This window comes from Mesorhizobium robiniae (genome assembly GCF_040545535.1).
Lineage (GTDB): Bacteria > Pseudomonadota > Alphaproteobacteria > Rhizobiales > Rhizobiaceae > Mesorhizobium > Mesorhizobium robiniae.
In genome coordinates this window covers 35,649-49,432 of record NZ_JBEPMC010000016.1, presented here as the reverse complement: position 1 = coordinate 49,432, position 13,784 = coordinate 35,649, and the positions used below count along the sequence as shown (strand labels likewise).

Here is a 13,784-nt window from a genome sequence, read left to right as displayed (position 1 = left end):
AGGACTTGCCGGCTTGCCCTGCTGCAGTCCCGGCACCCGATGCCGTAAGCCATCCGTAAGCGACGAGGATCGAGAGTTTCCGCAGCGGAATGCATGGAGCCGTGCCGATGGATGCCGTTGCTTCGACCAGGAAAATGCCGATGCTGGAAATGCCGCGGGATGAGCAGGCCTTAGCCATTGTCGATCTGATCTACGAAGCAGCGTTCGCCGCCGAGCTGTGGCCGGACGTATTGGGAGCGGTAAGCGCGATCTCCCGCTCGGCAAGTGGCGCAGTCTTTGTCTTCAGCGATCACGCGCCGGTCCGCGCCATCACCGAAGCGCATGTCCAGCCCCTGCTCGACGAGTTCATGGCGGGGGACACCTGGAAGTTTTCCGAAAGCGTGCAGCGCATGTGCAGCGCGCAGCCCGAAAGCTTTGTACGGGTCGACGATTTCATGACCGACGAGGAGATCGAGCGCGATCCCGTCCGTAAAAGTGCGACGGCATTTGGCGTTGGGTCGCATGTATGCACATCCGTTCCAATGGCTGGCGGAGAGCTTGCCCTGTTTGTCTTCCAGCGCTGGCTGAAGGACGGGCTCTACGATCAGGCCGCGATCGATCTGCTGAACGGACTGCGGCCCCACCTCGCAAGAGCCAGCCTTATCGCTGGGCGCCTGGGTCTGGAACGGGCCAGGACCGCAGTGTCTATTCTCGGGGAAATCAGGTTGCCGGCCGCAATCATGAGCGGGTCGGGCCGCATGCTGACGGCGAATCTGCTCCTCGAAGACATGGCCGACGTCTTCCTTCCCACAGCCGATGGCGGCATGGCGCTTGCCGATGCTTTGGCAAACGCGCTTTTCCAACAGGCCATTGTGCAGAACCGGGATAACCACAGCGTGCGGTCCATCCCGGTCGCGGGAACGAAGGGGCGGCCGGCGCTGATCGTCCACCTGCTGCCGTTGCGCCGCGCCGCACATGATATCTTTTCGGGTGCGGATATTCTCGTTTCGGCAACCGAGGTCAGCCTCTGCGCGACTGTTCCGTCGCCCCATATCTTCTCGGGCCTGTTCGACCTGACGCCGGCCGAGGCCCGGCTCGCCGCCGCGCTTGCCGCCGGCCGTTCGGTGCACGAAGCGGCCACCGAAATCGGCATCGCCGTCAAGTCGGCCCGAACCTATCTCGAGCGAATCTTCCGGAAAACCGGAACCAGCCGTCAGAGCCAACTCGTGGCGCTGCTGACGAGCGCGCGGTCGTTTTCATGATTTCGACAACCACCCAGTTTCGACGATGCTTGATGAGGATCTGCTGATCTGCTGGGGAAATTCCGCGCTGATTTCCGCGCCACGCTCGATGAAGCTCAGCCCCCCTCGACAAGGCTTGCGTCCAGCGACTGCATCGCCACGGTGACCAGATCGTGCAGCCGCTTTTTAGGCACACCGTCGCGCGCCTGTACCGAGAGACCAAACAGAACCGTGGTGTAGTAATCGCCCAGGGCCTCCGGGTCAGTGTCCGGTTTGAGCTCTCCGTCGCGAACGCCCTTTCTCAGGCGCTCGACAATCAGTGCATTGCGCGCCAGGCGGCGCTTGGCCAGCCAATAAAGCACGCCATCGTTCTCGGCGGCGCAGTTGGTCGCGGCCGTGACGACCATGCAGCCCCGCGGCAGATCCGGCCTCGTGTAGATTTCGATGGCATCACGCAGCAGCCGCTCGACAAACCGCCGAGCGGTTGGCTCCTCGGCAAGCGCGCGGGTGGCGAAGCTTCCTTCCTTGGTTTCGTAGAGAACGACAGCTTCCCGAAACAGGTTCTCCTTCGAGCCGAAGGCGGCATAGATGCGCGGCGACGCCAGACCAAGCACCGACACCAGATCGGCCATCGAGGTACCCTCGTAGCCGCGCGTCCAGAAGGCGTCGCGGGCCTTCTCCAGCGCCTGATCGCGATCGAACTCCCTTGGCCTTCCCGCCATCGCAACCTCCATTTTTTATCGATCAACAAATAATCCACTTGACATAGGATTGCAAATTCAATTCTTTGTCGATCGATAAAGAATCATTGATATGGAGATTGACATGAGTTCACTCGATCAGGGTGCGCCGTTCGGCGCTGCGGCAGTAGGAGGGATCGGCGCCAAGCGCGGCGCCACGCTGGCATTGCTTGCCTTTGCGCAGCTCATCATCGCACTCGACCTTAATATCGTCTTCGTGGCTTTGCCGGAAATCGGCGCGGGGTTGGGCTTTTCGGGCCAGACCCTGCAATGGGTGGTCAGCGCCTACACGGTGTTCACCGGCGGCTTCCTGCTGTTCGGCGGCCGGGCCGCCGACCTGATCGGCCAGCGCCGCGTCTTCATCTTCGCGCTCTGGCTCTATGCGCTTTCGTCTTTGGTCGGCGGCCTCGCCTGGTCGCCGGAAATGATCATCGCGGCTCGTGCGGTGCAAGGTATCGGCGCCGCGTTCCTGTTCCCGGCGACGCTGTCGCTGATCAACCGCCTGTTTGCCGAAGGGCCGGAACGCAACCGGGCACTTGCGGTCTGGGGCGGCGCCGGAGCGAGTGGCCTGACGCTCGGCTCGCTGGCGGGAGGCCTTCTCACCGGCGCCTTCGGCTGGCCCTCGGTCTTCTATGTCAACGTGCTCTTGGCCGGGGTCGCCATCATTGCGGCGTTCGCCATCATTCCGCGTGACAGCAAGCGGCACGAACACCGCAGCTTCGATCTGCCGGGCGCGCTGACCGTCACCGCCGGCGCGACCCTGCTCGTCTTCACGCTGGTTCAGGGCCCCGAATATGGCTGGGGGTCGACCGCGATCATCGTCAGCGCCGCACTGGCGGCATTCTTCCTGATCACCTTCGCGGTGATAGAGGCGAAGAGCGCCGACCCGCTGATGCCGCTGCGCCTGTTCCACAACCGCAGCCTCGTCGCCGGCATGACGATCACCTTCCTCTTCATGGGGACTTTCGGTGCCCTACCCTACTTCCTCACCGTACTGCTGCAGAACGTGCATGGCTTCACCGCCTTGCAGGCCGGCCTTGCGTTCCTCGTGCCATCCATCGCCATCGCGGCCGGCACGCAGGTCGGCGAACGTCTGGCAACACGTTTTTCGACACGCGCCACGCTGGTCGGCGGCATGGTCATCGGCGCGATCGGAACGGCCTTGATGGTATCAGGCGCAAACACCGACAGCAGCTATCTGTCCCTCGTACCCGGCCTGATCATCTCCGGCGTCGGACAAGGCATTGTCTGGACTGCCATGTGGATCGCTGCCGCCTCGGGTGTTTCCCATGACGAACAAGGTGTCGCGTCGGGGATGGCCTCCACCATGCTCAATGTCGGCAATGCGATCGGCATGGCGGTGCTGATCGCAATCGCTAACCGCCATGTCGGCGGATTGACCGGTGATGCCTTGAAGATCGCTGTTGCCGACGGCATCCAGGTCGCCTTCTGGCTCGCTGCGGCAGGCATCGTCGTCAGCCTGCTCGCCGCGATGGTTCTTCCGGGGAAACCAAAATGACGAGCGGGCGCCGTGCCGGCCAGATATCGGCGATGTCCCTCAGCTAACCCGGCTGATGCAAAAATCGATGACGTCGATCAGCGCCGATTTCTGCGGCGTCGCTTCGAGCGGCGCCAGCGCGTCGCGGGCGATCTCGCCGAAATGGCCGGCGCGCCCAATGGTGTCGGTAATGGCGCCGTGGCGGGTCATCAATCCGATCGCCTTTTCAAGCCCGGCGTCGTCGGTGACATTGTCCTCGATGGCGCGCTTCCAGAAGGTGCGTTCGGCCTTGGTGCCGCGGCGGTAGGCGAGGATCACCGGCAGCGTCACCTTGCCTTCGCGGAAATCGTCGCCGACATTCTTGCCCAGATCCTTGCTGGTGCCGCCATAATCCAGCGCATCGTCGATCAGCTGGAAGGCAAGGCCGAGATTCATGCCATAGGAGCGCAGCGCCGCGCGATCGTTTCGCGTCGCCTGGGCGATGACCGGGCCGACCTCGGCGGCGGCCGAAAACAGCGCCGCGGTTTTGGCCTTGATTACCGCGAAATGCTCATCCTCCGTGGTTTCGAGGTTCTTGGCGGCGGCGAGCTGCATCACCTCGCCCTCGGCGATGATCGAGGCGGCGCTGGACAGGATATCGAGCGCTTCCAGCGAGCCGACATCGACCATCATGCGGAAAGCCTGGCCGAGCAGGAAATCGCCGACCAGCACGCTCGCCTGATTGCCCCAGATCATGCGGGCGGTTTTCTTGCCGCGCCGCATGCCGCTCTCGTCGACGACGTCGTCGTGGAGGAGCGTGGCCGTGTGCATGAACTCAACCGATGTGGCGAGCTTGACATGGCCTTCGCCGGAATAGCCGAACATCTGCGCTGAGGCGAGGGTCAGCATCGGCCGCAGCCGCTTGCCGCCCGAAGAAATCAGGTGGTTGGCGATTTCCGGGATCATCTCGACGTCGGAACCGGCCTTCGACAGGATCAGTTTGTTGACGCGCCCCATATCGGCCGCCGTCAGGTCGATGAGATCCTTGATGGAGGCAGCTTCCCGCTTCCCGTTTTCAATGTTGAGAACGACACCCACGACAAAACTCCCAACCTCAATATGCACGACGGCATGCTGGTCCCTGAGAGGACTCTAGGGCGGTACCCACGGGCACGGCAAGAGGCGAATTGGCGCGGTCGAGACTGGCAAGGCAGGCCACCCACATTTACATGAACGCTGCAACCTGCGAACTTCCCCCCATGATAGAGCTTATCCGCACCAACGATGCCGTCATCATCTCCTTTGTCGAATCGCTGATGCGCGATGCCGGCATCGGCTGTTTCGTCGCCGACCAGAACATGAGCGTGCTCGACGGTTCGATCGGCATCCTGCCGCGGCGCATCATGGTCGACGCCGATCAGGCCGATGCGGCGCGGCGCATCCTGACGGATGCCGGCATCGCCAACGAGATCCGCCAGAAATAATGTCCGCGGCGCGCGCCACGCTCGTCCAGGACACGCCGGCCCATACGGTCGATGCCTTCCATCGCGGGCGGTTCTGGCTGGTTCAGCCGAAACAGGCCGGCCATCGCGCCGGCATGGACGCCATGATGCTGGCTGCTGCCGTGCCGTCCTCCTTCACTGGCCGCCTAGCCGATTTCGGGGCGGGTGCTGGCGCTGCGGGCCTGGCCGTGCTGTCGCGCTGTCCTGATGCGACGGCCGTGCTCGTCGAAAAGTCTGCGGAAATGGCTGCCTACGCAGCGACGACGCTTGCCCACCCCGGCAATGCGCATCTCAATGACCGCGCCTCGGTGCTCGCCGCCGACGTCGCGCTATCGGGCCAGGCGCGAACCGCCGCCGGGCTTGCCGACAACTCCTTCGATTTCGTCATCATGAACCCGCCCTTCAACGCGGCCGAGGATCGCGCCACGCCCGACCCGCTCAAAAAGGCGGCGCATGTCATGGAGGACGGGCTGTTCGACAGCTGGATCCGAAGTGCGGCTGCTGTGGCCAGGCCGCGCGGCGGCCTTGCCGTGATTGCCAGGCCCGATCAGCTCGGCGCCATCCTCGATGCGATGTCAGGCCGCTTCGGCGACGCCGAGATGCTGGCAGTCCACCCTCGCCCGGACGCAGCGGCGATCCGTATCGTCATCAGGGCAATACTGGGCGCGCGCGGAAAGCTGTCTATCCGCCCGCCGCTGATGCTGCATGCGCAATCGGGCAATGGCCCTTCGGAGCGGACCGAGATGATCAACAACGGACTGGCTTCCCTGTTCGCCGACTGACTTTTTTATCTGCCGTCGCCGCGGCATTGCCGTTGGCCGGCGAATCCCTACATGCCTTCAGACCAATTGACCGGAGATCCCGTGAAACGCCTTCTCAACCGCCTGCTGCCGAAATCCTGGCGCTCCGACATCGTCACCATTCCCGTCATCCGGCTGCACGGCACCATCATGCCCGGCGGCGGCCAATTCCGGCCAAGCCTTTCGCTTGCGTCCACCGCCGGCCCTATCGAGAAGGCGTTTTCCTTCGAAGCGCCCGCAGTCGCCATTTCGATCAATTCGCCGGGCGGCTCGCCGGTGCAATCGCGGCTGATCTTCAGACGCATCCGCGACCTGGCGACCGAGAAGAACAAAAAGGTTCTGGTTTTCGTCGAGGACGTGGCAGCGTCGGGCGGCTATATGATCGCGGTCGCCGGCGACGAGATCTTTGCCGATCCGTCCTCCATCGTCGGTTCGATCGGCGTGGTGTCGGCCTCGTTTGGCTTTCCCGAGCTGATGAAAAAGATCGGGGTCGAGCGCCGCGTCCATACCGCCGGCCAGAACAAAGCGGTGCTCGATCCGTTCAAGCCCGAGAAGAAGGAAGACGTCGAGCGGCTGAAGGCGCTGCAGCTCGATGTCCACGAGACCTTCATCGATCTCGTCAAGGACCGGCGCGGGCCCAAGCTCAAGGACGACCCGGACCTGTTCACCGGTCTGTTCTGGACCGGCAAGAAGGGGCTGGAACTCGGCCTTGTCGATGCGCTCGGCGATATGCGCAGTGTGCTGAAGACCCGTTTCGGGCCAAGAACCCAACTCAAGCTGATCACGGCGCCGCGCGGCCTGTTCGGCCGGTTCGGCTGGTTTGGTTCAAGCATGAAGGGCTTTTCGGCGCCCGATATCGCCGCTGCTGCCGCAAGCGGCGTGATCGATGCGGCGGAAGAGCGCGCGCTATGGGCTCGCTTCGGGCTTTGAAAAACCGGTGAAACCGTCTAGCATGAAGCGTCAAACGACCCGACCGGATTTCTATGCCGGCCTCGCGGGGGAGGAGTTTTGATATGCCGCAGATCATTTTCTTTGCCCTCATCGGCGCCGTTGCCTATTTCGGCTACCGCTCCTTCGTCAGGGAGGCCGAGCGCGTGACGGCCAAGATACGGCGCACCGAAAAGCAGGCTACCAACGGCTCAATGGGCACGCTGGTCAAGGATCCGAGGACCGGCGAATACCGTCTGGCCAAGGACTGACATCATCCCGCTCGCGACTGACACAGTGGATGCCGGCATCACCGTCCGGGCGCTGCATGCACATGCCAAGATTAATCTCGCACTGCACGTCACCGGCAGGCGCGCCGACGGCTATCACACGATCGAGAGCTTGGCGGTGTTCACGCGCTTCGGCGACAGGGTCGAGATCGAGCTCGCCGACAGCGACGGTTTTTCCGTGTCGGGCCGATACGCCTCCGTGGTCCCGCTCGACGACAGCAATCTGGTCGTAAAGGCGCGCGACGCGCTGCGAGAGCAGGCTGGTCTGCAGCACACGCCGCCGGTCGCCATCAGGCTCGAAAAGAACCTGCCGGTCGCATCTGGCGTCGGCGGCGGGTCGAGCGACGCCGCAACGGTGCTGCGCGGGCTGGCTGAGACGTGGGGGCTGGACCTCGACGAAGCCGAACTGGCGCGCGTCGCCCTCCCGCTGGGCGCCGACGTTCCGATGTGCCTCACGGCAAAGCCGCTGATCGCGCGCGGCATCGGTGACGAGTTGTCGACCGTTTCCGGCTTTCCGGCACTCGGGCTGGTTCTCGTCAACCCCGGCACTGCCGTCTCCACGGCCGAGGTGTTCAATACGCTCTCCGGTCGCGACAATGAGGGGCTGCCGCCGCTGCCGCCCAGCCTCGACTTCCATAGCATCCGCAATTGGCTGGAGATCACGCGCAACGATCTCGAGCCCGCGGCGCGGGCGATCCAACCCGCCATCGGCAAGGCGCTTTCAGTGCTCAACAAGGCCGGAGCGGGCTTCGCCCGGATGTCCGGCTCCGGCGCGACCTGCTTCGGGCTGTTCGAGACCGGGAATGTGGCCAAGCGCGCCGCCGTCGATATTCGTAGCCGCCATCCCGACTGGTTCGTCGCTGCGACGCGAAGCATGACATCGGAGGCTGACTGATATGGCCAGGATTGACGAGAGCCGCTCCTTCATTCCCGTGCGCATCGCGGTGCTGACCGTTTCCGATACGCGCAGCCTCGCCGACGACAAATCCGGCCAGACGTTGGCCGACCGCATCGTGGAGGCTGGTCATATCCTGGCCGCCCGCGACATCGTCACTGACGACCGCGAGAAAATCCGAGACAAGGTTCTTGGCTGGTCGAAGGACGAAGCGATCGATGTCGTCATCACCACCGGCGGCACCGGTTTCACCGGCCGCGACGTGACGCCGGAGGCGCTGGAGCCGATCTTCGAAAAGCGCATGGACGGGTTTTCCGAAGTGTTCCACCGCATTTCCTACGACAAGATCGGCACCTCGACGATCCAGAGCCGGGCGACCGGCGGCGTCGTCAATGCGACCTTCGTCTTCGTGCTGCCCGGGTCGCCCGGCGCCTGCAAGGACGCCTGGGACGGCATTTTGAAGCCGCAGCTCGATTACCGGCACATGCCCTGCAACTTCGTCGAGATCATGCCGCGCCTGGACGAGCATCTGCGGCGCGGCGGCACCAAGACAAGTTAGGCCAGGTTTCGGGAAAGGCTGTTTCGGGACTTCCCAAAAAAGAGACCAAAAAAATCAGCGGATGACCGGCTCGCCGTGGAACCGCCGGCGCGAGGGCGGCGAAACGCCGAAGCCGACTTCCATCATCAGCCGCGGGTTGCGCGTCGGCACAGTACCCATGTGGAAGCCGAACGGATCCTCGACAAAGCCCGAACCCGCCTCGCCGGTCAGCGTGATCGGGCTCTGCGCACCGTAGACGTTCAGAACCTCTTCCGCAGGATGGCCGACAAGAAGCGTGATCTGATGCTTGAGGATGCGGCGATTGTGGCTGCCCCTGACATAGACATGCGGACCGGTGTCGGCATCGACCGGATTGAGATAGAAGAAGAACTTCAGCATCCGCCAATCGTCGAGATCGAAGTGGTATTTGCCGAGCGACGCCAGGTTCTTCTCGGCATCGGAGACGGAACTGGTCGGAAAGCTCCACCAGACGCGCGTGGTGATCAGCTTCGCCTGGCTGCCGAGATAATGGGCGGCGATGTCGAGAAGCAGCGGATCGCGCTGTACGGTAAGCGCGGCATTACAGTCGAGGATCCGCTCGAAAAAGTGCCCGCTGAGCAATGGGCGACCGAAGTGCTTCTCGGCCTCCGCGTGCTCGGCCGGCAGGAACTCCAGCCGACGGTCGAAATTGCCGAAGCAAGGCGTGCGTTGCGCAAAGCTGGCGATCTCCTCGTGGATCGACGACGGCAGGGCAAGCCCTGAAAAGAGGCCGTCCGAGCGGAGCGCGCCGACCGCCGCATCACGATCGACGCCGGTGAACATCGTTTCCTCGGCTTTTTGTGCCGGTCGAACCGGTTTGGCGCCACGCCAATGCAACCGCCGCGCTGGCATGGTGCGCGCCAGCATGAACATCGGCAGCCATGCCGGATTCTCGCGAAGGTCCGACAGATAGGTCGGAATCCGCACGGCAATGCGGCGCAGCAGGCTGCCGTTCCGGGCGATCGACTCGAGGCTTGCAGCACCGGATTTGTCAGGGCCTGAAAGGGTCATCGGGATCCTCAGCAATGAGCGCAGCGTCGACGAAGCGTCGGTCGCCCACCGCTCCAGCGTTACCCAAACCCATCTGCCCGCATCAGTGGTAACCTCAGGGCAGATTTTGTGCAATGCACAATAAAAGAGAGGCCGATAATTTCTCTGGGGAGATGATGCTCGCCCATCAACTCATCAGAGCCGACATTTTACAATCGAATGCCGTCGGTGCCGAACAAAAATGCACGCTGGAATCCGAAGATTTCCGTCTTGCCGATTTCGAAACGATCCGCTTCGCGGCTTTCAACTGTGATCATCGAGCCGCTAGCGAGCAAAGCATGGCCGTAGGTGACGCCGCCCAGGCGCTCGACAAGGGAGATCTTGCCAGAAAGCGCTCCCGTCGCGCCTTTGGCGGGCACGAAATGCTCCGGACGAATGCCGAGGCTGACGGATGTGCCCGGTTTCGGCGGCGCGCCGCGCGCGGTGATGGCCATGCCGGCGAGGCCGGCCTCCGGCGCTGCGACCACAGCTCTTCCGTCTTCGACAGCCGTGACCGAAGCCGGGACGAAATTCATGCGTGGCGAGCCGATGAAACCTGCCACGAAACTGTTGTCCGGGTCCTCATAAAGCTCCAGCGGGGCGCCGACCTGCTCGATGCGACCGGCCCGCAGCACGACGATACGGCTGGCCAGCGTCATTGCCTCGATTTGGTCGTGTGTGACGTAGATCATGGTCGTGCCGAGTTCCTGATGCAGCCGGGCGATCTCGATGCGCATCTGCACACGCAGTTCGGCGTCGAGGTTCGATAGCGGCTCATCGAACAGGAAGACGCCCGGCTGGCGTACGATCGCGCGGCCGATGGCAACGCGTTGGCGCTGGCCGCCGGAAAGCTCGCGTGGTTTACGCCCGAGATAGGCCTCCAGATGCAGTATCTTCGCCGCCTCCGCCACCTTGCGGTCGATCTCCTCCTTGGGGCGCCTGGCCATCTCCAACGGAAATCCCATATTGGTGGCCACAGTCATGTGCGGATAGAGCGCATAGGTCTGGAACACCATGGCGATCCCGCGCTTGGCTGGATCCTCCTCGGTGACGTCGCGCCCGCCGATCAGGATACGCCCGTCCGAGGTTCTTTCCAGCCCGGCGATCATGCGCAGAAGCGTTGACTTGCCGCAGCCGGAGGGGCCGACAAAGACGACGAATTCACCATCGGCGACGTCAAGATCGACACCGCCGATGACCTCCGTTTCGCCAAAGCGCTTCTTGACCGACTGAAGTGATAGACCCGCCATAGTTCGTCCCTCGAGCCTATTTTACGGCGCCGTCGGTGAGGCCCGAGACGAACCAGCGGCCGACAAGGGCAAAGAGTGCGACGACCGGAATGATGGCTGCCGTGGCACCGGCAAGCAGCAGCCCCCAGTCGATCTGATACTGGCCGATAATGCCGGCAAAGCCGACCGGAATGGTGCGCCTGGCATCCGAGACGATCAATACCGAGGCGAACAGGAACTCCGTCCAGGACGAGATGAACGCGAAGATAGCGACGCTGGCGATGCCCGGCGCAATCAGCGGCATCAGGATCCTGACCAGGATGGTGGTGGTGGGTGCTCCATCGACGACCGCCGCCTCCTCGATCTCGCGCGGAACGGTCGCCAGGAACGAACGCATCATCCAGATCGAGAACGGCAACGCGAAGGCGACGTTGACGATAACCAGCGCCACCGGGCTGTCGATCAGCCCGACCTTCGCGAACAGGCCGTAGAGCGGGATCAGCACCACCACGCCGGGGAAGGCGTAAGCGAGCAGGATCGTCTTGTAGAGCGCGTTGCGGCCCGGGAACTCCATGCGAAAAAAGGCATAGGCGGCAGGCAAGGCCAGCAACACCGTGAAGGCCGTCGAAAACAGCGCCACAACCATGCTGTTGAACAGATAAATCGGAAAATCCGAGGCCTGCAGGAGCTTTTCGAAATGTTGAAGGGTAAAGCTGTGCGGCACCATCGTGGGCACACGCTGGATGATTTCCTTCGGCAGTTTGATGGAGCCGGTCAACACCCACCAGAACGGCAGACCGATTGCAAGAGCAAGGACCAGAACGCCGCCATAGAGCGAAAGCGACTGGCCGAAAGTACGCCTCATCGATCCGCCTCCGCCGCCGTCATGGCACGCGTCGTCAAAAAGGCGAATCCCATCAGGAGGATGCTGGTGAGAACGGAAATCGTCGCAGCTTCGCTCAAACGATAGCCCTTGAAGGCGGTTTCATAGATGAGCACCGGCAACGTCTGGGTTGCGCCGGACGGGCCACCCGCGGTGAGCAGCCAGATCACGTCGAAGACGTTGAAGGACAGAAGCGTGCCGACGACGCCGAGCACCATCAGCGTCGGTTGCAGCAACGGCCAGGTGATGCGCTTGAAACGCTGAAACGTGCCAGCGCCATCGATCCGCGCCGCCTCGTAGAGATCGCCCGGGATTCGCGTCAGGCCAGCCAGCATCATCAGTGTGGTGAACGGAAACCAGCGCCAGGAATTAATCATGATCAGCGTGGTCATGGCGCCTTCGCGCGTCGCGAAGAAGCCAACCGGACGCTCGATCACGCCCGCCTGGATCAAAAGAGGGTTGATCATGCCGCCAGACGAGGAAAGCAGCCAGCGCCAGATGATGACGACCACCACGGTCGGCACAATCCACGTGAGGATTATCCAGGTGCGTGCGATCCGGACGCCGGGAAATTTTTGATTGAGGATAAGCGCCGCTGCCAGTGCCAGCAAAGTCTGCACCACCGCGTTGGACAGCACCCAGACAACACTGCGGCCAAGCGCCCGCCAGAAGCCGGCGCCGCCGAGGATCGTTGCATAATTGCCGAGGCCGATGAACTGGCCTTCAGAACCGATCACGCCGACATCCTGAAAGCTCAGGATGGCGGCTTGAACGAGCGGCCAGCCGAGGACCGCCAGCAGGAAGAGGAGCGCCGGCGAAACGAACGCAAAGGCGAGCGTCGTATTCTTCATGAGCGTTCCCCGGCTTGCCCGCTATTTGGCGGCGATTTCGGACATGCGCGCCTGCCCGGCCTTGACCGCGTCGGCAGCGCTCTGACCGTCGACAACAACGCGCTGCAGGGTCTCGGCGATCACGTTCTGAGCCGAGATCGCTCCGATCGACGGAAACACCTTGCCGGTGGTGAAGCCGAAGAGTTTGCCGGTTTGCGAATTGGCGATCATGGTTTCGACCTGGGACTTGTATTTGGTCACGGTCTTGTCGCTCCAGAACGATTCCGCCTTGGCGCCGTCATTGGTCACCGGCAGGAACAGGCCCGGCTCCATTGTGAGGAAGCGACCGTAATTTGCAGGCTCAAGCAACCAGGTTAGAAACACCTTGGCGGCATTCTGCTTCGCCTCATCCTTTGTCGTCAGCATGATGGCGTTCGAATAGGAGATGGTCGCCGACGCGCTCTGGTCATCGGCATGGGGAACAGGCGCCACGCCGAGATCGGCGGCATCGCCTTCGGCCTGCGTTTCGTAGGTGTTGATGACACCGAATTGCAGGATCATGCCGCAGCTGCTGTTTGCAAAGCAGGCCTCGGCCTCCCCCCAGGTCCACGTGCTGTTGTCGGCTGGCGAAAACTTGGCAAGCTTGCTGTAGAAATCGTAGGCTTTGACGGTTTCCGGCTTGTCGAATGCGATCGAGCCATCGTCGTTGTAGAGATCACCCGCACCGCTGTTGACCATGAAGCTATAGACGGTCTGGTCCGTATAGAGCTGCTTGTTGGCCGGAAGACCGATGCCGGACTTGCCATCGGTGCTGAGCTTCTCGGCGGCCGCCTGCCACTCGCTCCAGGTCTTCGGCACCTCGACGCCTGCCGCCTTCAGCACGCTGTTGCGGTACCATAGCGAGATCGCCATGTTGTAGGCCGGCACGGCCCAGACATGGTCGTCATATTTGTAGGGCGCGAGCGTGGCCTCGACGAAGCCATGCTTGCCGTCGAGGTCCTTGACCAGGTCGTCGACCGGCACGACGACATCGATGCCTTTCAGGACTGTCGTGAAATCAGGAATGGTAAAAAGAAGATCCGGGCCGTTTCCGGCAGCGAAGGCCGCCGGCGCCTTGGCGTAGACCTCGCCCCAGCTTTGCGGCTCCTGCTTGACCTGGATATCGGGATGAGCGGCGTTGAATTCGTCGAGCAGCTCCTTCATGCGCTGCACGCGGTGCGGCGGCTGCTCCATATGCCAGAGCGTCAGGTCTACCGGCTCGGCATAGGCGGTGCCGGCAAGAAGCGTAGCGGCAAAGCCGGCGATCGTCAGAAATCTCGTAGGGCCCATCATCGTTTCCTCCCGTTGCTCCGAGGCTCCCCTTGAGTCCCGGAATCCCTGTGTCC

Annotated in this window: 15 protein-coding genes; 8 read left to right on the top strand and 7 right to left on the bottom strand. The window is 62.8% G+C overall.

Translation table 11 applies throughout. The features are described from left to right. The first annotated feature begins 107 nt into the window (after positions 1-107). Positions 108-1,241: a helix-turn-helix transcriptional regulator gene (locus ABID19_RS30840; protein WP_354494355.1), complete on the top strand. Its 1,134-nt coding sequence runs from the start codon at positions 108-110 to the stop codon at positions 1,239-1,241. Between the two features lie 95 nt (positions 1,242-1,336). Here ABID19_RS30840 and ABID19_RS30835 read toward each other — a convergent pair whose 3' ends face one another. Continuing rightward, positions 1,337-1,942, bottom strand: coding sequence for a TetR/AcrR family transcriptional regulator (locus tag ABID19_RS30835; protein ID WP_354494354.1), 606 nt, complete (start codon positions 1,940-1,942; stop codon positions 1,337-1,339). A 103-nt stretch (positions 1,943-2,045) separates the two neighbouring features. Between ABID19_RS30835 and ABID19_RS30830 the strand changes: the two genes are divergently transcribed. Beyond that, complete coding sequence (locus tag ABID19_RS30830) at positions 2,046-3,479, top strand: MFS transporter (protein ID WP_354494353.1); 1,434 nt, start codon at positions 2,046-2,048, stop codon at positions 3,477-3,479. Between the two features lie 39 nt (positions 3,480-3,518). Here the strand turns inward: ABID19_RS30830 and ABID19_RS30825 are convergent, their stop codons facing one another. Next, a complete protein-coding gene (locus ABID19_RS30825; protein WP_352938025.1) occupies positions 3,519-4,535 on the bottom strand; it encodes a polyprenyl synthetase family protein in 1,017 nt (338 codons plus the stop codon). Between the two features lie 161 nt (positions 4,536-4,696). Here ABID19_RS30825 and ABID19_RS30820 point away from each other — a divergent pair, with 161 nt between their 5' ends. The 6 genes from ABID19_RS30820 (at position 4,697) to moaB (ending at position 8,410) form a co-directional block, all read left to right on the top strand. Then, positions 4,697-4,921: a putative signal transducing protein gene (locus ABID19_RS30820; protein WP_126039616.1), complete on the top strand. Its 225-nt coding sequence runs from the start codon at positions 4,697-4,699 to the stop codon at positions 4,919-4,921. Continuing rightward, on the top strand, positions 4,921-5,721 hold the full coding sequence (locus tag ABID19_RS30815) for a tRNA1(Val) (adenine(37)-N6)-methyltransferase (RefSeq protein ID WP_354494352.1): 801 nt from the start codon (positions 4,921-4,923) through the stop codon (positions 5,719-5,721). The genes ABID19_RS30820 and ABID19_RS30815 overlap by 1 nt, the downstream gene beginning before the upstream one ends. Before the next feature lie 81 nt (positions 5,722-5,802). Further along, positions 5,803-6,669 carry a S49 family peptidase gene (locus ABID19_RS30810; protein WP_354494351.1) on the top strand — a complete coding sequence of 289 codons (867 nt, stop codon included), beginning with the start codon at positions 5,803-5,805 and terminating at the stop codon, positions 6,667-6,669. Positions 6,670-6,752: 83 nt separating this feature from the next. After that, the gene (locus ABID19_RS30805; RefSeq protein WP_354494350.1) at positions 6,753-6,938 is read left to right on the top strand and encodes a hypothetical protein; all 186 of its coding nucleotides are present in this window, start codon (positions 6,753-6,755) and stop codon (positions 6,936-6,938) included. Between the two features lie 25 nt (positions 6,939-6,963). Beyond that, complete coding sequence (locus ABID19_RS30800; protein ID WP_354494349.1) at positions 6,964-7,851, top strand: 4-(cytidine 5'-diphospho)-2-C-methyl-D-erythritol kinase; 888 nt, start codon at positions 6,964-6,966, stop codon at positions 7,849-7,851. Position 7,852: 1 nt separating this feature from the next. Further along, positions 7,853-8,410, top strand: a complete 558-nt coding sequence (gene moaB, locus ABID19_RS30795) for a molybdenum cofactor biosynthesis protein B (RefSeq protein ID WP_354494348.1) — start codon at positions 7,853-7,855, stop codon at positions 8,408-8,410. 54 nt (positions 8,411-8,464) lie between these two features. Here the strand turns inward: moaB and ABID19_RS30790 are convergent, their stop codons facing one another. From ABID19_RS30790 to ABID19_RS30770, 5 genes are all read right to left on the bottom strand, one after another. Beyond that, positions 8,465-9,439, bottom strand: coding sequence for a phytanoyl-CoA dioxygenase family protein (locus ABID19_RS30790; RefSeq protein WP_354494347.1), 975 nt, complete (start codon positions 9,437-9,439; stop codon positions 8,465-8,467). Positions 9,440-9,627: 188 nt separating this feature from the next. Further along, positions 9,628-10,707, bottom strand: a complete 1,080-nt coding sequence (locus ABID19_RS30785; protein WP_354494346.1) for an ABC transporter ATP-binding protein — start codon at positions 10,705-10,707, stop codon at positions 9,628-9,630. A 16-nt stretch (positions 10,708-10,723) separates the two neighbouring features. Further along, on the bottom strand, positions 10,724-11,551 hold the full coding sequence (locus ABID19_RS30780) for a carbohydrate ABC transporter permease (RefSeq protein ID WP_354494345.1): 828 nt from the start codon (positions 11,549-11,551) through the stop codon (positions 10,724-10,726). Beyond that, positions 11,548-12,420 carry a carbohydrate ABC transporter permease gene (locus ABID19_RS30775; RefSeq protein WP_354494344.1) on the bottom strand — a complete coding sequence of 291 codons (873 nt, stop codon included), beginning with the start codon at positions 12,418-12,420 and terminating at the stop codon, positions 11,548-11,550. Before ABID19_RS30775 ends, ABID19_RS30780 begins: the two co-directional genes overlap by 4 nt. Before the next feature lie 21 nt (positions 12,421-12,441). Then, a complete protein-coding gene (locus ABID19_RS30770) occupies positions 12,442-13,728 on the bottom strand; it encodes an ABC transporter substrate-binding protein (protein WP_354494343.1) in 1,287 nt (428 codons plus the stop codon). Positions 13,729-13,784: the final 56 nt, after the last annotated feature.

Coding starts and splice junctions, on each gene's coding strand:
- ABID19_RS30840 (WP_354494355.1), top strand. CDS start 108: ATGGATGCCGTTGCTTCGACCAGGAAAATGCCGATGCTGGAAATGCCG.
- ABID19_RS30835 (WP_354494354.1), bottom strand. CDS start 1,942: ATGGCGGGAAGGCCAAGGGAGTTCGATCGCGATCAGGCGCTGGAGAAG.
- ABID19_RS30830 (WP_354494353.1), top strand. CDS start 2,046: ATGAGTTCACTCGATCAGGGTGCGCCGTTCGGCGCTGCGGCAGTAGGA.
- ABID19_RS30820 (WP_126039616.1), top strand. CDS start 4,697: ATGATAGAGCTTATCCGCACCAACGATGCCGTCATCATCTCCTTTGTC.
- ABID19_RS30815 (WP_354494352.1), top strand. CDS start 4,921: ATGTCCGCGGCGCGCGCCACGCTCGTCCAGGACACGCCGGCCCATACG.
- ABID19_RS30805 (WP_354494350.1), top strand. CDS start 6,753: ATGCCGCAGATCATTTTCTTTGCCCTCATCGGCGCCGTTGCCTATTTC.
- moaB (WP_354494348.1), top strand. CDS start 7,853: ATGGCCAGGATTGACGAGAGCCGCTCCTTCATTCCCGTGCGCATCGCG.
- ABID19_RS30790 (WP_354494347.1), bottom strand. CDS start 9,439: ATGACCCTTTCAGGCCCTGACAAATCCGGTGCTGCAAGCCTCGAGTCG.
- ABID19_RS30785 (WP_354494346.1), bottom strand. CDS start 10,707: ATGGCGGGTCTATCACTTCAGTCGGTCAAGAAGCGCTTTGGCGAAACG.
- ABID19_RS30780 (WP_354494345.1), bottom strand. CDS start 11,551: ATGAGGCGTACTTTCGGCCAGTCGCTTTCGCTCTATGGCGGCGTTCTG.
- ABID19_RS30775 (WP_354494344.1), bottom strand. CDS start 12,420: ATGAAGAATACGACGCTCGCCTTTGCGTTCGTTTCGCCGGCGCTCCTC.
- ABID19_RS30770 (WP_354494343.1), bottom strand. CDS start 13,728: ATGGGCCCTACGAGATTTCTGACGATCGCCGGCTTTGCCGCTACGCTT.